We start from the raw sequence: 20,096 nt of genomic DNA, 5'->3' as shown, positions 1-20,096 counted from the left end.
ACGGAAATCAGAGGGCGCCGACGGTGACAGCGGCGCAGAACAGGGTGGCGGCAATGAAGGCAATGGCGGCGAGCCGCTTCGCGACGGCTTCGTCCTTGTGATAGCTTTCAAACCGCGCATTGCGGGCAGGGGGTATTGGATGAGAATGTTGGTGCGAGCTGCCGTCTCGTTGTTCGCCCTGACCGGTTCGGCCTTTGCCTACAGCGATGGGCAACTGGCCGTTATGTCCCATGTCGGGCAGGCAATTGCCGGCACCAAGATCTGTCCGAAGCTGAAAATCAACCAAGGCGCTATGGCCCTGATGCTCGCCGCCGAGGACGTCAAGCTCGACGACCCGACGGTTCGCGCGGTTATTCGGAGCAAGGTCGAGGAAACCGTCCGGGCTTGGGAGGGCAAAAGCGAAGACCTCGCCTGCGCGGCAGTGCTGATGCTCTACGGGCCGAGCGGAAGGATCGCGGGACTGCTGCGCTTCAGAGATTGATTTCACCGCCCGGCTCCAAGTGATAATTCCGGATAGTAGGCAACACCTACCTACATTGTCAAGGCAGGTAGGTTTCTGTTCAGCCCTGGGCTGTGGATTTGTCGCACCGGCCCGCTGCGTTTGTACTTGTTTTGTTCTGCCGGCCGAGTCAGATTGACGCGGCTAAGGAGGCGGCATTGCTGACATATTTCGTGGTTCAGAGTTTCAATTTCACGCCCAAAGGAGCGATCGCCGCTGGAGCGGCGGTGGAAGTACAGGATGTCGAGCATGCTTTGCGACTGGCAGAGAAACTGGCGGAATGTTCGGCCGGCGTCGTGGCGTTCAGCCGTACGGGCGATCCTTCGAGCGGCGAGTTCGAAGATGCCATCATTCTCTACGCCAACGGGATCGTTCCAGCGCTTGAGGCTGAAATACCGGTAGCCTGTTGAACGTTGAGCCACCCTTAGGTACGGCGGCTTTGCGCCGCATCTCGGTCATTAAAGTTGCGGTGTCATTGCCTTAAAGCGGACATTGCCGGCGACTGCGCTGGAGGTCGCAAGTGCGCCACGAGCCGCCATTTGGCTGAAGTAGGGTTCAACGTCAGCTAACTCCTCAAAGGCCGACATTTGCACGCGCCATAGTTCTGCTTCGCGAACACGGTCGACGACAGTCGAGCGATTGGCGATGAGCCAGTTCGGCGGGGGTTAGCCGCACAACCTCGTAGGGGTCGATCGACGCAGTCGCCAGGCCAGCAAGGTGGAGGGTCGCACCGCTGACCATCACCAGCGCGTCGACGCCTGCACCATTCTCCCTCTTGCCAGCCTGCTCGACGCGGCGGGCGAAATTTACCTCCGAACCGACCAAAAAAGAGAAATCCCACTGGCGATCGTTGATGAACATCACCTCGCCGGAGTGTAAGCCGATCCTGATGCGGCGCGACAGGGAACCCGTAGAACGCTTCCAAGCGTTGCCGAGCGAGATTTGCGGTACCAGTTCCGCGACGGCGGCCAGCGCCTTTAGCGCCGTTTCGCTAGGCGTCATTTCGCTCCCCGGCCAGAGCGCTAGCACGCCGTCGCCGGTAAAGTTTTGAACGGTCCCCCCATGGGCCACCACGACCTGGCGGGTCAACGCGAAGTGCTCGATCATGAACCGCGTGGTTTCGACCAGGCCAAGCGCGTTCGCCAAGCCGGTCGAGTCCTCCACGTCGGTAAACATGATGGTGGCGATGGCGCGCTGGAATTTCGTTTCACCGATGCCGAATGACGGGAGCACGCGGTCAGTCTGTGAATTCGTATAGGCAGTGATCGGATGCATTGGAGTCCGGCCCCGAGCGATTTCAAACGTCGCTCGAATATGACTGGACGGCGTAGGCGGATCGTAAGCCTGCCGTGGGGGGCACGTCAGAATTACGTCAGAAATCCATTCAGGCCGGCTTTAGCGGCTTGCAGCCGACCTTTTTAGTCAAATTCGGCGGGACCCTCAGCTCAACAACTTACGGAGGTCAAGCAGCCCCGCTCCAAACTGCTGATCGAACGAAGGCACCCTTCTCTCGCAATTAGGGCTATCCGGTAGAATCGGAACGTTAGCTTTTTCAAGCCAAGGCCATGAAACCTCCTTTGCGCCCGACTGGATCATCTTCGCCTTAACTTCTATGCCGTTGAGCGGCCTACCCGTGGAGCGATGTTTCGACTGCAACAAAGCGGCTGCTCCCGCGACGATGGCTGAGGCGGCAGATGTTCCGCCAAACACCGTGTACAGCCCGGCGCGGTCTCTGCTTTCGACGCTCGGTGGCTGGATCCCTTCCAACTGTCCGCCGGAATAGCCGTGGTAGCCCGGGATGTCGGTGGTGAGCACACCCTGCGGCGCGTATTCAACCTGGGGGAGCTTCTCATAGATATCGAAATTGTGGTCACGTGAACGCGGCGACTCCCTGTCCAGTCGTATTTGGCAGCGCGTGCACACCTCCTGGTCGTCGGATGGCGCGGAAATGGTGACGGAATTGTCGGTCGGATCGCCGCTGTAGTTGGAATATGCTGAACGTCTCGCTCGATAAGTGACGGCCGCCACCGCAATCACGCCGTTGCTTTCGCCGGCCTTGCTCGCCGGGTAAATCAGATGGTCGTAGCCATCGTTGCCGGCTGCGCAGATGATGGGGATTTCCTCGCTGATCGCCTCGAAAAGCTTCTCGAAATAATCCCAAATTGGCTTTGCCTGTTCGACCGAAGTATATCTGCTGTCGCCATATCCCGGATAGGAACGGTGCGCTCGCCATGGATCGGGTACTTCCCGGGGAAAGTGTATGACTGAAACCTTCTGGTCGCGGGCATAGAGGAACGCCAGAATGAGCTGCGCTGCGTCGGGCCGTGCGGAAATCTCGATCGGCAGGAGTTCAGCGCCTGGGGCGGCGCCCCAATAAGGTATCGCGCCTTCACCGTTGCCAAATTGCCTCAACTTCGCAGGCGAGGCCTCAGGGGCGCCGACCATCAGCCCGGCGCAGGCGGTCCCGTGCGCTGAGTAGCGCATACGCGAGGTCTCAGCAGTCTCCTGAATTACGCCGCGCCCATCTTTCAGTGCTCGAAGCAGCGATTTCTGAACCTCGACTTCCTGCGCATTGTTTCTCGATTTGATCAGGCCTGCCGCCCATGCCCAGGTATCGTCGCCCACAAAGCTCTTGCTCTGCTGTTTTTCCGGCCCTCGCAAGACGGCCGGTTGCTGCTTGGGTGTGACGTAACTCAACCCGAATGGGTGAGCGGCGAAGCTGACCGCAGGACGGATACGAGGGTCGAGATTGGGATGGCTTGAGTTCACCCCCGTATCAATCTGGGCAATGACCTCGCCGTAACCGGGCTTGTCAGTAGCCAACAAATCCCAGGCGTCGGCCTCCAGCAGGTATGCGGCCTCGTGCGGCAACCGCGTTTCAGGGATGCGCGGACGATCGCGTAAGGCGCCGATTGCGATCAGGTGCCAAAGGTAGTGATACCAGTCATAACAAAGATGGCCTTCGCCCTTCTTGATGTCGTCCGTCATGGCACCCTCCTACCATTCGCTCTGGGCACGTCGGATCGTTTCATCCATCGCGTCCACCAAGTACGGAGAAATGCGCGCAGCCAGTTCCTCGCCGGCATCGGTGTCGCTGGCGTAGTGCAGCCCTGCCCATTCCCTGTTCTCGGCCACCCGGCGGGCGCGCGCATAAAGCGCGGTTACGCCTGCGTGCTCGGGCAACATGCGTTGCAGAACGTTCGCCACCGCAAATGACTGAAATGAATGGTTGGACGGGTAGGAAGCGTGCGAAGGAACCGGAAGCGCCGGCCGCAGCCTCTGCTCAATGATGTTGGGCCGCGGCCGATTGAATCGATCTTTGTAGTTGAGCCCGATCTCCTCTGTGAGTTCGAGGATCGCAACAATCAATGCGCATGTCCCCTCGAAGCCCGCGAGAGTGTCTATTCCGAGCGGTGCCGTGTAGTCCAAAATCCCGAACGATGCCTGGCGGACGATCTCCTCGCGCCGCACCGGGTCACCTTCCCTCCTCTTCTGCAGATCGAGAAGCGCTTCTGTCTCCCTGAGGCTCTCTGAAGGTCCGGGCGGGGGATCGATAAGAATGTCCTCCCAGATCGCGCCGAGATATTTGTTGGCGACGCTTAGTCCGATCGTGTGCAGGGCACGCTTGTCGTGCCACGCCGGCAAAGCCTCCTCGCCAGTTTCGAAAGCCGTCTGCCCTCTGCCGCGTCCCCGTCCTCGTCCGCGCCCTCTGCCCCTGCCTCGACCTCGACCTGCGCTCGGCCCCGCCCGGAAGGCTGGCGAAAGGCGCATGACACCCTCCACAGGGTCATCAGAAATCGTTATCACGATCTGCTCATCTTGAATCGACAGAACGCTGCTCTTGGCCATCATGGCCACGAAAGGATGCAGTTTTTCGCCGCCTCTATTTTTGATGTATTCCTCAAGAGCTTTTTCAGGTTTTGCGTCACCCAATATTAGCGGATATTGTCGTATGTCCGATCCTCTGACCAGGAAGCGGGCGTTAAACAATTTGTTGTTAAGATCAATTATCGCCATCATGTCCACCCCTCAACTAAAGCTTGCAAATTCGATCCGCGCGACTTGGTGGTCGGGGCCTCGACGTAAGTGCGGTGCGCAACGCTAGGGCGCGTACCTTGGCAGCGTTATCCGCGACAGCCCGCTCTGGATAACCGAAACTCCGAGTACGCCTGCAATTGGATAATTCTCGTCCGAAAGCAGCTCGAGCGAGAAATCGGGCTCCGAGGCGCGCAGGCGTTCGACAGTTCTAACTGCTTCCAGAGTCTGCCCCAGATGCCCGTGGCAGGCAGCCGAGTATCTCAAAGCGGGTAGGTATGTAGGTTGCTGCGCAAGGACACGCTCGCCGTGACGTATCCCCTCCTCGAAGCGCCCGTTCAGAGTTGCCAAGATGCAGCACGTGGTATCGATGCAGTAACGATAAAGGGGAGGCCCGCCCAGTGCACGTGCGCGCATCGCATCCTCATATCCACGCTTCACCTCGCCGAGATAGCCGAGCGTCAGGGCCCGCATGTCCCAGCAAATGGCTTGCAGCGGGTTAGCGGCTATCGCTCGATCGGCGAGTTCCAGTGCCTGTGCGTATTCACGAAAGACGAACGAATGGGCATGAGCGGCCAACGCCAGCGTGATAGGATTGAAGGGGGCCGCTTCGACGGCGCGACTGGCGCAATCCCGAACCTGATCGTGAAAGGTGCCCGAACGGCCGACCCGTCTTTCGCCAAAGCGGGTGACAAACACAAACAGCTGCCACCCCAGATATGTGCTACGCGGGTCGAGCTCATATGCTTCGGCGAGCATGCGCTCCGCCGAATCCAGGTCCGTATCGCGCATGCGGAACACCTGTCGCAGCGCTGTCAATGCAAGCCGAGACGCCCGGTGTCGGGGCTCGTCGCGGATGGACTTAGGATTGAGAACGAATTCGAGGATCGAAAACACGATCTGATTGACCAGCGACATCAGCTTCTGGCTCGCCGGGCCAGTCAGCTCGGCAAGCTCGAGAAAATCCGTATGCGACCACAAGAGCCGGCTGTCACCGGGCGCAATCAATCCAAATGTCAGGCCCACTCTGTTGCCCACCACCGTTGCCCTGGTTTGCAACAGCCAGTCCGGTAACGCAGTGCCAGGCGCTTGGGTCAGCGGTCCCTGCGCTTGAAAATCCACGACGTCGACCACTTCGAAATTCAGGATCGATCGAACCACAAGATCCAGGACAAGGTCGCCGACGGCCCTGTTAGCGGAGCCCTCCGTCCACCTGGCATCGCGAACTAGGCCCAAGCATAGCCGCGACGAATTCAGAGGTGAGGCGATTTGCTGTCCGGACAATGGATCTGCCGCGCCAACAGGACAGATGTTTGCTGGCACTGTGCGAGGTCGCGGCCATTGGCTTCTTTGCTCACGAAGCCAATCCTCGAACTCTGGGTCGCGAATATCGAGGCCCTCAAGCAGATCACGCGTGGCAGAGCCTTCGGGCGGATCCTTCAAATCGATGCCGATCGAAGCGACGTCGAGTCGAACCACATCACGATCGGTCGAGATTAGATCAAGGCCGGCGTTGCGGAGCGACTTCCGAACCTCGGACAGTTCCTGCCGCAAGCTTGCCGCACCCTGCTCCTCGCCGCGAGTGCTCCAGAGCTTGCTTTGCAGCCATTTTCGGCTCCGCGTACCGTTGGGTGCCAGGGCAAGCATGGCCAAGAGCGCTTTGGACCGTCTGCCATGCGGCGTAACGTCCGCGCCATCCGCGCGCTCAATCGCGAATGGCCCAATCAATCTAAGGAAAGGACGGCCATCCGAGTACACTAGCGGCCCCTCGCGTCCATTGTCCCCTAATATATGATCCACTAATATAAATCTGTCTGTAGCTCTCGGCAATTCTCGATACGTCCGCTTCTATCGTCGGCATTTCAAGCTGCCTGACCGGCACCGGCCCAAAATCGGCTTCCCCGGACCGAGGCTAACAGCGCTTTTTCGCGAATGCCCAGACCATCACCGGGTACTCCTCGTCGTTGCTGAGATCCCGCCACAGGCCGTAGGCCCGCACCGGCCCGCCGATGTGCGCCCTCGCGCAGGCCTTGTTGCCCCAGCCGAAGACCTGCACGTCATTTTCTGCGAAGCCGCCCTCGATCATGACCTGCTTCAATCCCGCCGGCGTCCAGCGGTTGTAATCGTGCGGCCGGGCATGCACCCGGAACAGGAAAGGCGTGGCGACCATCGCCCAGCCGCCTTGCTTGGTCATTGCATGGATGTTGGCGGCGGCCGCGAGCGGCCGCTGAACGTGCTCGAGCACCTGGTCGGCAATGACAATGGAAAATTGCTCGTCGGTGCGGTCGCGGCAGATGTCGAACTCGGGGAAATCGACCGAGCGGTAGTTCGGGCACATCGCCCGCCAGTAGCGGTTCCAGCCGGGTGAGATTTCGATGACGTCGCGGGATTTGCGATTGGCCGCTTCGAGGAAGGCCGTGAAAGCTTCGATCTGGCGAATGCGCAGCCAGTTGCGCGAATCATAGCCGATCAGCCGTTTCACCGCGCGCTTGCCACGGTCCTTCAGCGCGCCGGCAAGGCTCGTCGTCATTTCGGCCTCCTCCGCAGCCCACCGCAGCGGCGGTTTTACAGCGAGAAGCGTACAAAAGCATGACGGAAGAGGGGAGCCGGCGCAGAAAACGCCGTCTCCCAGTCACTCACAGGATCAATAATCGCCGCGGTAATAGCGATCGTCGCAAGGCGCGGTGTAGATCTGGCCGTAGCGGTCCCGATAGCGGCAGAGCTGCTCGCCGCGGCGCTGCGGGGTGGTGGCGCTGCCGACGACGGCGCCGAGCAGCGCGCCGCTTGCCGCGCCGATAACCGTCGACTTGGTATTGCCGCCGATCGCCTGGCCAACCAGCGCGCCGCCGGCGCCGCCGATCAGCGCGCCGGTGGTTGCTCGCTGCTGGCCCTCGGTTTGGGTCTCGCATCCGGCGAGTGCCGCGGTCATCAGCACCGCCACAAAAACCTTCTTGATCATCATCTCCAGAACTCCTTCAAGCCCCAAAGACCAACTAAAACAGGGGCGTACCTGGCCGAAGTGGGCTCGCATTGCGGCGGAACGGCGGCGGAGCCTGCTCACGAACTGAGTCATGGTTTCCCGGCTGTTGAACAGGATGCTTTCCAAACAGGAAAGATGCGGGAGCTACATTTGCCCTTCCAGCCATTCCCGCAAATCGCGTTCCTGCTCGGTTTCGGAAAGCGGCGGCGACGGGCGCTTCCATACCTGCCAGACCATCGCCAACACTCCGGCTGCCCACAGGCCGGAGAAAACATGACTCAGGAACCTCATCCGACGATCCCGGACAGAGAAATGGAAGTTTAGCCGTGATGAATTTAGCAATCACTAAGATAATGGCAAGGCCGCGGTGACATTTGCATCCTCGCGTCGGGCGATGTGCCAGTGTCGGTCAACCGAGCGGGCAGACAATGGCTGTAAGCCACCCCTGCTTTAGAAAAACCTTAATTGCCCTATCGTAATGTTTGCAGACGGCTAGCGGGGGCCAGCCGACTGGGTTTGCGGCGTTGCAACGCCGGTGGGTCGGGTAACATGGAACTGGCGTTTTGCGAAGGCGAGTGCCAAGGGTGCGGCGGCACCGGCACGATGTTCGAATGTCCGAGATGGCGCAGCTCGAACGGCCATTGCTGCCCGGCAGGAACGCATCAACACAGATGTCCCGGCGTGAGCGTGCGTTGCGTGCAGTGCGACGGGACGGGCTCAGCGATGCCGAGAGACATGCGACCTTCTTCTCGGCCGACCTGCTGACCGTGTCGCAGGCTTCAGAGGCACCGAGAAAGTGGCGAGTACGTCGGTTTTCGCTACTACCTGTTCGAGCGGCGTCGGCTCCGGAATCGATACGCCGTCTTCTATGAGCCCCTCGATGTGAAAGGCGAGCGCCTCCTCGGCGAGCCGACGCACTCCGGCAATTGTCCTGCCGGCGGTGACGACGCCGGGGAAGTCAGGAAAGGACACTCCGTAATCGCTGGCGTCTTCTTTGTGGATCAACCCGATGTACTGGCGCATTCCTTCCTCTTGCCGCGCGGCGGCCGGCCCCTAGCTTAGAACACCCGCACGACGGTGCAAGATGGACAAGTCTGCAACGGCTCCCGCCGGCCCCCTCGGGAGGCCAAGGATCCGTGCGGCCGAGTATCTGCGCATGTCCACAGACAGGCAGATCTACTCGATCGACAACCAGAGAGATGCGATCCGCAATTATGCGAACGTCATGGGTTACGACATTGTCGCAACCTATGAGGATCCCGGCCGAAGTGGCCTCAGCCTCGTGGGACGCCCAGGCTTGCAGCAGCTGTTGGAAGATGTGGAAAGCCGGCGAGCCGATTTCGAAACCGTCGTTGTCTACGATGTGAGCCGTTGGGGGCGCTTCCAGAATACCGATGAAAGCGCCACCTATGAATACCGGTGCCAGATGGCCGGAGTGCGGATCGAGTTCTGCGCCGAGCTATTCGTCAACGATGGCAGCATTGGGTCCGACGTCCTGAAGGCAATCAAACGCAGCATGGCCGCGGAGTACAGCCGCATGCTGTCGAACAGGGTCTTCGCCGGTCAAAGCCGGATAGTCGCACTGGGTTTCAGCGGCGGTGGCCCCGCCGGCTATGGCTTCAGGCGCCTTCTTGTTGATGGCTCCGGAAATCCCAAGGCAATGCTTCATCGCGATGAGCGAAAAGGGCTGGCAAGCGATCGCGTCATTCTAGTGCCGGGGCCGAAAGAGGAGGTCTCCACCGTAAGATGGATGTTCAATCAATTCGTGACGAAGGGAAAAACGGAAGCCGAAATTGCGACTGCATTAAACGCTCGCGGCCCGGTTACTGAACGGGGCCGACCATGGACCAAAGCATGCGTGGGCACGATACTGACGAGCGAGAAGTACATCGGCAACAATGTATGGAACCGAATATCCCATAGGCTTCTACACGACCGGGTAAGAAATCCGCCAAGCGCATTTGTTCGCGCCGACAATGTCATCGAGCCGCTCGTGACCCGGGCGCTTTTCGATCGTGCGCAAGCTATCAGGCGCGCGCGCGCTTACCTTAAGCCCGATGAGGAGCTGCTTGCCGATCTGACCAAGCTGCTCAAAGAGCGGGGGAAGCTGTCGAGCCCAATCATTGACGCCGCCCCCTTCTGTCATTCAGCCTCCATTTACGCGCACCGATTTGGAAGCATGAAGGCCGCCTACCAGTTGATCGGATACGACGCCTCGGCGAACTATCGGAAACTCGATGTCAGCAACCGGCTCAAACAGATCCGGCAGCAAGTCGTCGAGGAATTGATGTCGAAGATTGACAAGGTCCGTGGTTCGGCACTGTACGATCCCAAAACAAAGCTTTTGCGCGTCAATGAGGAATTCTCCATCGCGATATGGATCGCGCGCTATCGGATTATCGTCACCGGCTATCCACGCTGGATATTTTGGAACCGCGGTCTCGTTGGGCCAGATGTGACGATTTTGATCAGAATGGAGCCTGATCATCAAACTGTTCGTGACTTCCTCATTGCGCCCGCGCATCAAGCGCAATCCGCCCTTCGCATGCTCAACGCAAACAACGGCGTGCGCCTTGATGCCTTCCTCTTCGCTTCTCTCGATCCTGTCGTGGAGATGGCGAGACGAGAATCGATTTCGGCGCTCAAGTGACAGTAACCAAGGCCGAGCTTCGTCGCTTCGTCGAGAACAACCGGCATGCCACCCGTCTGACGAGCAATTTGCAGGCGCCGCAGAATCCATTGCGTGGCCCGGCATTCTTGCGGACATACCAACGCCAATTCGATCGGATGCAGGATTTCATCAGAGAAGCCGTCGCAGCGCGGCATCAACTGGAAGTCGTCGTCAATGCCACCGGCCAAATCCTAACCGACGCTGCGTTCCGCGCCTTGCTGCAGGCGCATGGTCTCGGAACGCTGCCTTGGATCCTGGCGCAATCTTCGGCGAGAGGAACGGAATTCCACGAGGACCAGCAAGGCCCGCTCAGTGTCGCGGCCGAGCCGCAGCTTGTCAGTGGGGTCTGTCTCGAGGCTCTCGACCTGCTGAACGATTATGGCGCCCCCCTGAAGATTTTTCCCATGCTGCGAGAGGTCGTGCCGGGCCGGCAGGTTGAGATCGTGCGTCTCATGCTAGCCTTGGACCGCGTGCAGTTTCGAGTGGCGAGAGTGTTGATCGCGCTCACACCACGATCGCAGCTCACCGATCCCTTTGCGCCCAGAAAGCAATATGAGGGCATCTCCCCGACGCAATTGGCTGACATGCAAACTGACCTGGCCAAGGTCAGCCATGAATATCTGAGCGCCGCCAGCACCCATGGCGCAACAGTGCTCAACCTGATCGCCGTTATCGGTTATATTGACAAATTGCTGAACAACCCCGCGCTAGTGCGGTTTATGGCGCGCAATTTTGCCGGGCACCTTGAGGTGTATCAGGAATTGCTCGACTTTCGCGAAAGTGGGTTTCAGAAACGTGCACCGATCGCTGAACAAAGCGCGTGGATTTAAGCTCTCCAATCCCCGCGAGATCACCCGCTTCTCTTGTCAGATGTTTTCAGCTCGCTGAGAACCGTGTTCAACTCCTTCGAGTATGAATCGCTGGCGACCAGCGGGCCGGTTCAGGTTCCGTGTCTAGGGATCGGCGCCGCGTTATCACATTGGAGTTCACCAGCACTCCCTTGTTACCTAAGCCAGGGCTTTCCGTGCCTCTGCCGCCTCCGGAATTCCCACCCAACGCTTGTTATCTACGATCAGCCGATGAATGAAGCGATGACAGCAGGCGCACAAAAGCGCCATGTCCGAGAGGCGGGTGGTTCGCTCCCCCTCGGCCGCGGCCAGTGGGATGGTGTGGTGGCCCTCAAAAAGACTTTCGGCGGACCGAGGAGCATTTGCATTCACGGCGAAGTCGCAGATTTCGCATCTGAGTCCGTTTGCGCGGCGCGCTTCGATTAGCTTTTCTCGCAATCTTCCATCTCTCTGCCGATGGCGGGCGGCCAGCACCTTACCCTCAGTAACTTCAAACTCGTCATCTCGATCGAGCACAGTCGCCGCCTCGCCAGATAACGCTTGTCGGATTGCACTGGCTATCTGCGCTAGGTCCAACTTTCGTGCAGTCGGAAACTCGACAACAACTTTTCTATCCATGTCGGACGAACTTAGCCTCCGCTCGGGATTGAGCGCAGAAAACAAGTTCTGAGTTTTCAACGCTACGCCATCGGCGTTGCGAAAACTGTCCTTCCGATTGGTTTCGGGGTAGATGCGCGCCGCCCGCAGAAGCCGCGATAGCTCGGCAGCATCGGCATGGTTTTTGTCAATTGGCTTCCCGTGGCGATAGAGCAAGTCCAGGGCCAGCAAAGTCTCGTCACGGGTCCATTTCGGATTACCTGAACCGCTGGTCACAGGCATTTCGGTGCTCCATCGCAATCACGTCTTAGGCGGTCCGCAGCGTCCCTTCAGAACGGCTATTTCGGTTTCGTGGTCGCTACCAGACATAGACGAGACCGGGACGCCGATAAGGAACACACCCAGAGCGTCGCCGGTTGCTGCCTTGTTCTGCTGATTGGTCAGAACCGCCAGACGCTCTTTGTCTGCCTGAGTGCAAGGGCCAGCATTCGGCACGCCTGCTATTTTGTCCGGTGGAGTGGCGCAGCCCGCAATGCAAACGAAAACAGCGACGGTCAAAACAAGCCGCTTCATAGTCCCCCCAATATGTCCGACCCGCTGCCAACGTTGCTTAGCCTGGCGCGAATGGCAAGCCGTCAAAGCGGGATTCGACAACAAAATGCAAATGGAGCATTATGCCAGCCGGTGTCGAGGGGATGCCTCAGTGGATTTGCGATCGTATTTTGCCGCAGCGAGTGTGGTGCTGTTGTCAGGCTGTGCTGCCGACTATTTGAACAATTACGATACGATGACGCTTGCGTCTGGCGATGCAAACAACACCAATTCGCTTCTGCAAACGGTCGATCCGTTCAATCCGAACAGCAACAACACGCATATTGAAGGCGACGGGCAACGCAGCGTGGCTGTGATCCAACGCTATAGATCGCCTGCATCAGGCGGAGGCGGCTACACCGGCAATTGTCCGACCGACGAAAGCAGGGCGGCGGATGGATCGCGCTGCGGCGGCCGCTCGGCCGAGAGCCGCCCGGGCGGCGCGCCGTGATCGGCATTGACAAGTCTCGTCACGACAACCGCTCTAGCCAGTGGCGAGGGCGCGCAGGCTCCAAGCGCTCACGATCCGGGCGATGGGCAAGCGTGCCGCTTCGTCTTGTGCTCGTGACGGTGGCTGCGTTTTCTGCCTTGGTCACGCAGTTCGTCATGCACAACAGCGGATCGCTTCCGGAAGTCAACCTGCAGAACATCATCAAGCCGAGGCCGGTATCGATAGCCGGCGTCGCCTCGGTGATCGATGGCGACACGATCGAGATTCATGGCCAGCGCGTGCGCTTCAACGGCATCGACGCGCCGGAGAGCCGCCAATATTGCGACGATGCAAAGGGTTTCGAGTATCCTTGCGGCCGCCGCTCCGCCGAAGCCCTGGACAAATTCCTTGCGGCGTCCAAGCCGGTGCAGTGCTCGTTCGTGACATGGGACCGCTACGGGCGCTTTGTCGGCAACTGCGCGCGCGCCGACGGGGCTGACGTTGCCGCCTGGATGGTCGAGCACGGGCAAGCGCTGGATTGGCCGAAATACAGCTACGGCGCTCATGCAGCGCAACAGGCCAAGGCTCGGGCGGCAAAACTGGGCTTGTGGGTTGGAAACTTCCAGGCACCCTGGGACTGGCGGGCGCAGCACAGCGCCGACGCGCAGGTACCGTCGACACCAACTTTCGCGCTGGGCGGCGGCAACGCCGGCTGCAATATCAAGGGCAACCTTTCAGCCGACGGCGAACGAATCTACCATGTGCCCGGACAAAAATATTACAGCGTCACTATCATCAACCGGGCCAAAGGCGAGAGGTGGTTCTGCTCGGAAGCTGATGCTCTAGCCGCAGGTTGGAGGCGGTCAAGGAAGTAGTGCAGTAGCGGTAATGGAGTAAACCGTCTGTGGATTCGTCCTTGGCATACAAGAAACTATATCACTCAATAGAAAAACGTAAGCGTTTTAGCCGTGGTCCTGAACATTCAGCGCTCGGTGCAGCATTGGATGAATATGGATTCTAGTCTGCAAATCAACTGCATCTGGACTTATGACGGGAACGTCCTGATAGGAGTAGATATACCTTTCCGCCGCCGACGTTTTTACGCCGACGGCCCCAATCCGGTAAAGTTCACTGATCAAATTCTTTGCAACCGCCAGCGCGGATGCCTCCGACCCTTGTTGCATATAACGTTCAACGCACTGCTTGATCGGGTCGTTTTCCCATGAAGGCACTTGATGGACCTCAAGGACAAAGTCGTCCATAAATTCCTTCGAAGCGATTTCAGTCGACTTGAACCTCCCTCGGCGGCTCGAAAGGAGTCGAAAAGCAACCGATAGGGACGGAAATGCGCTTTGCCATTCCTGAATTAAGGCCTGCATCCGAATCCGGGAGTATTCAGACTCCGCTTCCTTAATGATCTTTGGTGTAACCTCAGTTCCGCCTTGAGCTTTTTCAAAACACTCGTTAACGAACGAAATGACATCTCTAGGCCGCAATAGAGTTCGCTCAAGAATGTAGTCCATTGGGTCTTTATTGGCCACCTTATTGCGGAAAACGTCATGAAACGTCACATTTGCAGAAGTGTATTTCCTTTTATAAAGTAGATTGATCCGCTTTCTGATCAGTTCTTTAAGTTGCGCTTCATCCCAAATAACACGCAAAAAATAGTCGTCGTACTTTTCTCGTTGGAATCCCATGTCCTTAGTCTCTTGTACAACTCGCTCAAGAACGTCTTCGCGAATTGCCACCAAAATTTTCAGATTGTGAACTTTGTTGAACGTACGAAGACATTCGATCAGAGCGCGAATTAAATCAAAGCGAACCGACTCATCGACCCACTTCTCGTCTAAGCGATCTATTAGGATGTAATATTTGCCCGCGTATTTGTCAGCGCTGTCGACATTGGAAAGCAAATCTAGGACGCGATTTAGATCAGCGAGTTGAGCAGAGCTCACAATTCGTTTTGCACGTGCCACCAGTTCAGACCGTTTTTCTGCGCTCAATGTCCGAGTGTAGCCGGCCCGGGCAGAGAACTTATCCACCTCGCCTCCGAGTTCTCCGGTCACCTGCGATTCGAGTTTCGAGGTTATTTCCTTGATGTTCTCGTCCATCGTAATGAAGAATCGGCCCTCCCACTGTGCCAGGTACTTTAAAGCCGATTCACGCCGTTCGTCGGCGCGGAAAAAATCCTTGAGCCAGCCAAAAATTTCTTTGGATCGTTCTGCGTTCTTTACGTTGTATCTCATTCGGATATATTCGAGGCATAGAACGTGCTTCCACAGAGCTTGGAAAAAAAGGTCAAGGTCGATATCCAGCGATTTCAAGAACCGTATAATGTCGGAATTTGCAACATAGTCCATCGAAAGTCCGGGAAGGTCGATGATAGACGTTGTTTCCGGAAACTGATGTTCTATTTTCCTAAGCAGTGCCGTTTTTCCACTACCGGTTCTTGCAGACACGAACATCTTCGAATTCTTCAGCGTTCGCGCCACCTCTAGGGCAGGATGGTCTACAAAGCACTCGAACAGAAAATCGTCATCTGCTTCTGCCGATATGTTACCAATGGTGGTGTCAGGACGTATGACGACAGGATTGTGCTTAAATTCTTTAATCATGGGAAACCCCTCCGATTGACGAGCGTAGTTCGAGGTTGCTGTCGTGACAATCAGCCGAGCGCAGTTGCTGACAGGTTTGTTTCACAATTCGGTGGCTGAAGATGGCCTACCAGGATCTCTAAGATCGAGCGCCTATAGCCAGATCGTCAACAATCGGCTCTTTGCGCGGCGCAAAACACGGGACGGCCCCTATCACCGCGCATTGTACTTACCCACCACCCGATGGCAGATCGGCCAGTCAACGCGGCTCTCGGTAAACGTCTTCGCGGGTCGGTACTGCTCCAGCGTCCATTCGCGGTCGTTCATGCCGACGAGGCGCTTGATGATGGCCTCCTCGTCGCCGCGCTCCTTGGGCGGGGTGTGGAAGAACACGGCGTCGGAATCGCGCGCCGGCTGCAGGTGAGGATTCACCAGCGCGGTGTCGCCGGGCCAATAGGCGGGGATCATGGATTCGCCGCGCACCAGGATGCCATAGCCGCCGCGGACATTCTGCAGCACCGCCGGCCGCTTCACCCAGTCGATCGCTTCGAAGGTCACGATCATGTGGCCTTCGCCGCCCATTGCGGCGGCGTAGATCGGCAGGTCGCGGCCGCCGACCAGCTCGTCGCCGGGGATGATCGGCGTGCGCGATGCTCGCGGCTTCGGCTCGCGCACGATCGGCACGGGTGCTGCGCCTGAGGCGTCGAGCAGCCAGGCAACATCGGTTTTGAGCAGCGCGGCGAGCTCGGGCAGCCGCTCCATCGAGGGGCGGGTGGTGTCGGCCTCCCATTGCGTGACCGAGACGCGCTTGATGCCGAAATGGTCGGCGACGTCGTTCTGCGTCAGGCCGGCAGCCTCCCGCGCCTGGCGCAGGCGCTGGCCAAGTGTCGTCGAGTCGGTGCGTATCGTCGCGATCATGCCAGCATAGTAATTATTGCTTACTTTTTTGCAAGCGATTGCCTGTTGACACAGTAGGTAGGTAATACCTACCATCCTGCCATGATCGAAATCGTCAGAATCGCAGCCGCCAAAGTTGGCGGATTGGGCGCGCTTGCCTCGCATCTGGGCATCCGCCACCAAGCTTTCTACTCCTGGAATCGGGTGCCGGCCGAGCGCGTGCTCGACATCGAGCGCGCCACCGGCATCTCGCGGCATGCGCAGCGGCCCGACCTCTTCGGTCCCGATATCCTTGCCGGTTCCGCATCCTCCCAAGCCGGGACCGGCAGCGGCGAGGAGGCGCCGCGATGAGCCGCGCCTCCTCGACCGAAGTGCCGGAAAATGGCCGAGAAGGCCAGAAAGCGCCGGTGGACTTCACGCTCTTTGCGCTCTTCCTCGAAGCCCGGCGCATCCATCGCGGCAAGTCGCCGACGAGGGTTGCACGGGAGGCTGAGGTCGAGGTCGACGCGGTTTTTCGCGCCGCGCGCGGCCGCGATCCGGGCCCCGACGAGTTTCTCGCGCTCTGCGCCTGGATAGGCGAGGAGCCGGCGCTGTTTCTCAAAAAGGAGGCCAGGCATGGTCAGGCTCGCTGCCTATGACTATCGCGAATTGGGTAAGCTCTTGCGGGCGAAGCTCGAGGAAGACGGCCGCGGCTGGCGCGTTTGCGCCGCCGACATTGGGGTAAGCGCCTCGGACCTTTCGCGCATCTGCAACGGGCAGAGTGTCTCGGCGCCCAAGGTCCTCGCCGTCTGCGACTGGCTGAAGCTTTCCTTCCGCGCCTTCTACTTGCCGCCCCCGCGAGAGGCTGACGCGATGTTTCACGGGACGAGCACTGAAACAAGGAGCAACCTCGATGCTGGCTAGAACTCCAAAAGCGATTTTCGGAACGCCCGGCAGCATCGACGCGGCGACGCTGTTCAAGCTGCCTTTACCGATGCAGGCCGAGGGCGTGCGGCTGCTGTTCGAAATGGGCCAGAGCCTCGAGCAAGTGCGGGCGCGGCTGGGGCTTTCCGCCCGGCAGGTGCGGGCGCTGGTCGAAGCCGAAGGTCTCTTCTCGCGCGGAGGCGAGGGCATCGGAAAAGAGTCCGAATGAACCACCGCGAAGAGATCATAGGCGCCTGCCGCTTGATCCTCGGAGATTGTCTGACGGTGATGCGTCAACTGCCGAACGTTGCCGGCGTTCTCACGGACCCGCCTTACGGAATTGACTATGGCAGCCTTCTCAAAGGCAAGGGCGACGGCAGGGGCGGTTCGGACAAGAACGGTTGGAAGTCCTATGGCGCCCCTGAATGGGACAAAGAGCGGCCAGACCGGCGTACCTTCGACGAGATTCGGAAGATCGCGCCTCGGCAGATTATCTGGGGCGGCAACTACTTTACCGATTATCTTCCACCGACCATGCGGTGGCTGGTCTGGGATAAGGGGCAGCGGGACTTCTCGCTTGCGGATTGCGAGTTCGCATGGGTGAACGAGAACAGGGCGGCTCATATCTTCACTTACCCCCGCGCAAGAGCGCTCCAGGACGGCAAGGTCCATCCCACGCAAAAACCCGTCGAGCTTATGATCTGGTGCCTGACCTTCCTGCCGGAAGGGACGGTGCTGGACCCGTTTATGGGCTCAGGCACCACTGGGGTAGCGTGCGTGAAGCAGGGCCGCCCCTTCATCGGCATCGAAATTGATGCCGGCTATTTCGAGATCGCCTGCGAGCGGATCCGAAAGGCCTACGCGCAGCCAGACATGTTTGTCGCCCCAGCTGAGCCGAAACAGGAGTCGCTGTTTTGAGCGCGCAGTCTGGTGGCTCCGTCATTGAACAGTTCGTGGAAGACGCCCGCGCGGTCTCGATCGACGACGCCGCCAAACGGCTCGGCCTGAAATTCACCGGCCGCCGACACGAGCACCCGCAGCCATGCCCGCATTGCGGAGGCACGGACACCTTTGCGTTCAACACCGCCAAGAACAAATGGAACTGCCGGGCTGGTAGCGCTGGCGGAAATGACGGCATCGGCATGGTGGCGCATTGCGAAGGCCTCGACCTGCATGGTCGCGAGGGGTTGCTGGAGGCGTGCTCTGAAGAAGCATCTGGATGCGCTTGGCAGTGCGTCCGGCACCGTCGCGAAGGATTTCGCTCAGATCACCGGCGATGCCGAAGGCAACTGGCAGCAGCTGATCAACAACATTCAGGAAACAGGGAGGGTGCTTGGCGACCTCTCCGGCAGGGCACTCAACCCGGTCCTCGAAAAGGTCAACAGCCGTCTGTCCGACTTGATGGCCGTCGACAAGGGCTATGAGACGCTGCGGGCAAGCGGCCGCGATCCGCTGGCCTATATGGGCGAGTTCAAGGATCGCTACAACAAGCATCATCCCGAGCTTGGGTTCTTCGATCGCTTCACCGGCGCGCCGGCCGAGAAGGCGTTCCGCGATGCGCTGGCGCAGCTCGGCCGCGGCGAGATCAAGAGTGTCTTCGATGCGCTGCAGACGAAGATCCTCGAAGATCGCCAGACGCGCGAGCCGAACACCGGCATGCCGGGCTCGAGCACGCCGATCCCCACGCCAGGTCCGAGGAACTGGGCAGAGATGACCCCTGCCGAGCGACAGTACCAGGTGTACGCCGAAGGGCGTCATGCGGCTGCCAGGGGTGGCCAGGCCTATGTGCCGCCGCCACCGGGTCTCCCGGGCATCGGCCCGAACGTCGCCGGCTTCGATGCCGACGAATTCGAGCGTCGGCTGCAATCCGGCGGCGCCGACGCCGGCAGCAAGATCGCTGAGGGCGGCACGCAGGCGGGCCAAAACGCCGCGCAGACCTTTACGTCTGGCCTCGCGGGCGCGGGATCGTCGTTCGGCAAGAACGCCGCTGCCGCCTTCATCGCCGGCGTCAGCAGCTTCCTCTCGTCCGCCAAGGCGGACCTGATGCGTCCAGTCGGCTCGCTGGGGAGGACGACCGGGCAGCAGGTGCAGTCCGCCACGCGCGGGCAAGCGATCGATTTTGGAGGACCGCGCTGATGCTGATGAAGATCGGGCTGGTCGAATGCGATCTTGCCTTCAACATCGACACGCATGCGCGTGAGACGACGCACGCCTATGCCGAGAAGCCGGTGGTCGGCGCGATGCCACCTCTCGAAGATGTCGGCGTCGGGTCCGAGACGCTCACCGTTTCCGGCCGCCTGATCCCCTCAAAGCTTGGTGGACTGGGCACGCTGAACATTCTGCGCCATGCGCAGCTCGGCGGCACGCCGCAGCTGGTCACACGTGGCGACGGCAGCGTGTTCGGCTTCTACGTCGTGCAGTCGGTCAACGACGAGCACACATTCCTCGATCGCGACGGGATCGGCCAGATCGTCGATATCACCGTCAAGATGCAGAAATCGGCGGCGCCGGCGGCGAGCGACTTCTTCGCGTCGCTGTTTTCGCTGCTCGGCTAAAAGGCGCGCGAAAACGATTACTTTCCTTGGAACCGAACCGCTGTCGAGAGCGTAGTAGACCAAATGAGGGAAGGGACCTTATGGGCGGCGGCACGATTCTGGTCGTTGAGGACGAACCTCTCATCCTCTTGGAAATCGAAACCGCATTGGAGGAAGCTGGCTTTGCCGTGTCGGGCTTGACCAGTGCCGAAGCTGCATTGAGCGCGTTCGATGCGGCGCCTGAGACGATCAAAGCCCTCATTACCGACATTCGTCTGGGGCCGGGGAAATCAGGTTGGGATTTGGCTCGCGAAATCCGTGCGGTAAATGCTGCCATGCCAGTAATCTACATCAGCGGCGACAGCGCCGTTCATTGGCCTTCCGAAGGCGTCCCCAACAGCGTAATGATTGCGAAGCCGTTCTTCATGCCGCAGATCACGACCGCACTGGCCACCCTGCTCAACGATCAGCCGCCCGGCGAAAACACTTAGCCGCTCGGACACGATTCTGGATTGGA

General features: G+C 59.3%; 24 protein-coding genes and 1 pseudogene. 14 read left to right on the top strand and 11 right to left on the bottom strand.

What is annotated here, in order from left to right; genetic code table 11:
* The first annotated feature begins 169 nt into the window (after positions 1 to 169).
* Both CK222_RS09900 and CK222_RS09895 read left to right on the top strand, forming a co-directional pair.
* Positions 170 to 481 carry a hypothetical protein gene (locus CK222_RS09900; protein WP_141247049.1) on the top strand — a complete coding sequence of 104 codons (312 nt, stop codon included), beginning with the start codon at positions 170 to 172 and terminating at the stop codon, positions 479 to 481.
* Between the two features lie 176 nt (positions 482 to 657).
* On the top strand, positions 658 to 909 hold the full coding sequence (locus CK222_RS09895; RefSeq protein ID WP_095800337.1) for a hypothetical protein: 252 nt from the start codon (positions 658 to 660) through the stop codon (positions 907 to 909).
* Between the two features lie 163 nt (positions 910 to 1,072).
* Here CK222_RS09895 and CK222_RS09890 read toward each other — a convergent pair whose 3' ends face one another.
* The 8 genes and pseudogenes from CK222_RS09890 to CK222_RS32870 all read right to left on the bottom strand — a co-directional run.
* Complete coding sequence (locus CK222_RS09890; protein ID WP_095800229.1) at positions 1,073 to 1,774, bottom strand: adenylate/guanylate cyclase domain-containing protein; 702 nt, start codon at positions 1,772 to 1,774, stop codon at positions 1,073 to 1,075.
* 165 nt (positions 1,775 to 1,939) lie between these two features.
* On the bottom strand, positions 1,940 to 3,487 hold the full coding sequence (locus CK222_RS09885; RefSeq protein WP_095800228.1) for a S8 family serine peptidase: 1,548 nt from the start codon (positions 3,485 to 3,487) through the stop codon (positions 1,940 to 1,942).
* 9 nt (positions 3,488 to 3,496) lie between these two features.
* On the bottom strand, positions 3,497 to 4,519 hold the full coding sequence (locus CK222_RS09880) for a phosphatase PAP2 family protein (protein WP_067327943.1): 1,023 nt from the start codon (positions 4,517 to 4,519) through the stop codon (positions 3,497 to 3,499).
* An 81-nt stretch (positions 4,520 to 4,600) separates the two neighbouring features.
* Complete coding sequence (locus CK222_RS09875; protein ID WP_128203375.1) at positions 4,601 to 6,187, bottom strand: hypothetical protein; 1,587 nt, start codon at positions 6,185 to 6,187, stop codon at positions 4,601 to 4,603.
* A 259-nt stretch (positions 6,188 to 6,446) separates the two neighbouring features.
* Positions 6,447 to 7,064, bottom strand: a complete 618-nt coding sequence (locus tag CK222_RS09870; RefSeq protein ID WP_095800227.1) for a methyltransferase domain-containing protein — start codon at positions 7,062 to 7,064, stop codon at positions 6,447 to 6,449.
* Between the two features lie 114 nt (positions 7,065 to 7,178).
* Positions 7,179 to 7,496: a YMGG-like glycine zipper-containing protein gene (locus CK222_RS09865; protein ID WP_095800226.1), complete on the bottom strand. Its 318-nt coding sequence runs from the start codon at positions 7,494 to 7,496 to the stop codon at positions 7,179 to 7,181.
* 162 nt (positions 7,497 to 7,658) lie between these two features.
* Positions 7,659 to 7,805, bottom strand: a complete 147-nt coding sequence (locus CK222_RS32245) for a hypothetical protein (RefSeq protein WP_176477606.1) — start codon at positions 7,803 to 7,805, stop codon at positions 7,659 to 7,661.
* Between the two features lie 525 nt (positions 7,806 to 8,330).
* Positions 8,331 to 8,537, bottom strand: a pseudogene (locus CK222_RS32870) (type II toxin-antitoxin system HicB family antitoxin); the annotation flags it as partial.
* A gap of 61 nt (positions 8,538 to 8,598) precedes the next feature.
* On the opposite strand from CK222_RS32870, the gene CK222_RS09855 reads away from it, so the two are divergent.
* Both CK222_RS09855 and CK222_RS09850 read left to right on the top strand, forming a co-directional pair.
* On the top strand, positions 8,599 to 10,164 hold the full coding sequence (locus tag CK222_RS09855) for a recombinase family protein (protein ID WP_245432991.1): 1,566 nt from the start codon (positions 8,599 to 8,601) through the stop codon (positions 10,162 to 10,164).
* Positions 10,161 to 11,015: a plasmid partitioning protein RepB C-terminal domain-containing protein gene (locus CK222_RS09850; protein ID WP_095800223.1), complete on the top strand. Its 855-nt coding sequence runs from the start codon at positions 10,161 to 10,163 to the stop codon at positions 11,013 to 11,015. Before CK222_RS09855 ends, CK222_RS09850 begins: the two co-directional genes overlap by 4 nt.
* Before the next feature lie 177 nt (positions 11,016 to 11,192).
* Here CK222_RS09850 and CK222_RS09845 read toward each other — a convergent pair whose 3' ends face one another.
* Positions 11,193 to 11,912, bottom strand: a complete 720-nt coding sequence (locus CK222_RS09845) for an HNH endonuclease (RefSeq protein WP_095800222.1) — start codon at positions 11,910 to 11,912, stop codon at positions 11,193 to 11,195.
* A gap of 382 nt (positions 11,913 to 12,294) precedes the next feature.
* Here CK222_RS09845 and CK222_RS09840 point away from each other — a divergent pair, with 382 nt between their 5' ends.
* The gene (locus CK222_RS09840) at positions 12,295 to 12,672 is read left to right on the top strand and encodes a hypothetical protein (protein WP_245432990.1); all 378 of its coding nucleotides are present in this window, start codon (positions 12,295 to 12,297) and stop codon (positions 12,670 to 12,672) included.
* Between the two features lie 92 nt (positions 12,673 to 12,764).
* Positions 12,765 to 13,526 carry a thermonuclease family protein gene (locus CK222_RS09835; RefSeq protein WP_245432989.1) on the top strand — a complete coding sequence of 254 codons (762 nt, stop codon included), beginning with the start codon at positions 12,765 to 12,767 and terminating at the stop codon, positions 13,524 to 13,526.
* An 87-nt stretch (positions 13,527 to 13,613) separates the two neighbouring features.
* Here the strand turns inward: CK222_RS09835 and CK222_RS09830 are convergent, their stop codons facing one another.
* Together CK222_RS09830 and CK222_RS09825 are read right to left on the bottom strand one after the other, a co-directional pair.
* Entirely contained in the window at positions 13,614 to 15,266 is a 1,653-nt protein-coding gene (locus CK222_RS09830) for a DNA repair ATPase (RefSeq protein WP_095800220.1), read from the bottom strand.
* A gap of 192 nt (positions 15,267 to 15,458) precedes the next feature.
* A complete protein-coding gene (locus tag CK222_RS09825) occupies positions 15,459 to 16,163 on the bottom strand; it encodes a helix-turn-helix domain-containing protein (RefSeq protein WP_095800219.1) in 705 nt (234 codons plus the stop codon).
* A gap of 81 nt (positions 16,164 to 16,244) precedes the next feature.
* Between CK222_RS09825 and CK222_RS09820 the strand changes: the two genes are divergently transcribed.
* The 8 genes from CK222_RS09820 to CK222_RS09785 all read left to right on the top strand — a co-directional run bounded on the left by CK222_RS09820 (position 16,245) and on the right by CK222_RS09785 (position 20,070).
* The gene (locus tag CK222_RS09820) at positions 16,245 to 16,493 is read left to right on the top strand and encodes a Cro/CI family transcriptional regulator (protein WP_095800218.1); all 249 of its coding nucleotides are present in this window, start codon (positions 16,245 to 16,247) and stop codon (positions 16,491 to 16,493) included.
* Positions 16,490 to 16,780, top strand: a complete 291-nt coding sequence (locus CK222_RS09815; RefSeq protein WP_095800217.1) for a hypothetical protein — start codon at positions 16,490 to 16,492, stop codon at positions 16,778 to 16,780. Before CK222_RS09820 ends, CK222_RS09815 begins: the two co-directional genes overlap by 4 nt.
* Positions 16,758 to 17,045, top strand: a complete 288-nt coding sequence (locus tag CK222_RS09810; RefSeq protein ID WP_095800216.1) for a hypothetical protein — start codon at positions 16,758 to 16,760, stop codon at positions 17,043 to 17,045. Before CK222_RS09815 ends, CK222_RS09810 begins: the two co-directional genes overlap by 23 nt.
* Entirely contained in the window at positions 17,035 to 17,274 is a 240-nt protein-coding gene (locus CK222_RS09805) for a hypothetical protein (RefSeq protein WP_095800215.1), read from the top strand. Before CK222_RS09810 ends, CK222_RS09805 begins: the two co-directional genes overlap by 11 nt.
* Entirely contained in the window at positions 17,271 to 17,963 is a 693-nt protein-coding gene (locus CK222_RS09800; RefSeq protein ID WP_095800214.1) for a DNA methyltransferase, read from the top strand. Before CK222_RS09805 ends, CK222_RS09800 begins: the two co-directional genes overlap by 4 nt.
* 210 nt (positions 17,964 to 18,173) lie before the next feature.
* Positions 18,174 to 19,181 carry a hypothetical protein gene (locus CK222_RS09795; protein ID WP_095800213.1) on the top strand — a complete coding sequence of 336 codons (1,008 nt, stop codon included), beginning with the start codon at positions 18,174 to 18,176 and terminating at the stop codon, positions 19,179 to 19,181.
* Entirely contained in the window at positions 19,181 to 19,600 is a 420-nt protein-coding gene (locus CK222_RS09790; RefSeq protein WP_095800212.1) for a phage tail protein, read from the top strand. The genes CK222_RS09795 and CK222_RS09790 overlap by 1 nt, the downstream gene beginning before the upstream one ends.
* An 80-nt stretch (positions 19,601 to 19,680) precedes the next feature.
* On the top strand, positions 19,681 to 20,070 hold the full coding sequence (locus CK222_RS09785; RefSeq protein ID WP_095800211.1) for a response regulator: 390 nt from the start codon (positions 19,681 to 19,683) through the stop codon (positions 20,068 to 20,070).
* Positions 20,071 to 20,096: the final 26 nt, after the last annotated feature.

It is taken from the genome of Mesorhizobium sp. WSM3866, assembly GCF_002294795.1.
GTDB lineage: Bacteria > Pseudomonadota > Alphaproteobacteria > Rhizobiales > Rhizobiaceae > Mesorhizobium.
This window is presented reverse-complemented; position numbering and strand designations above follow the sequence as displayed.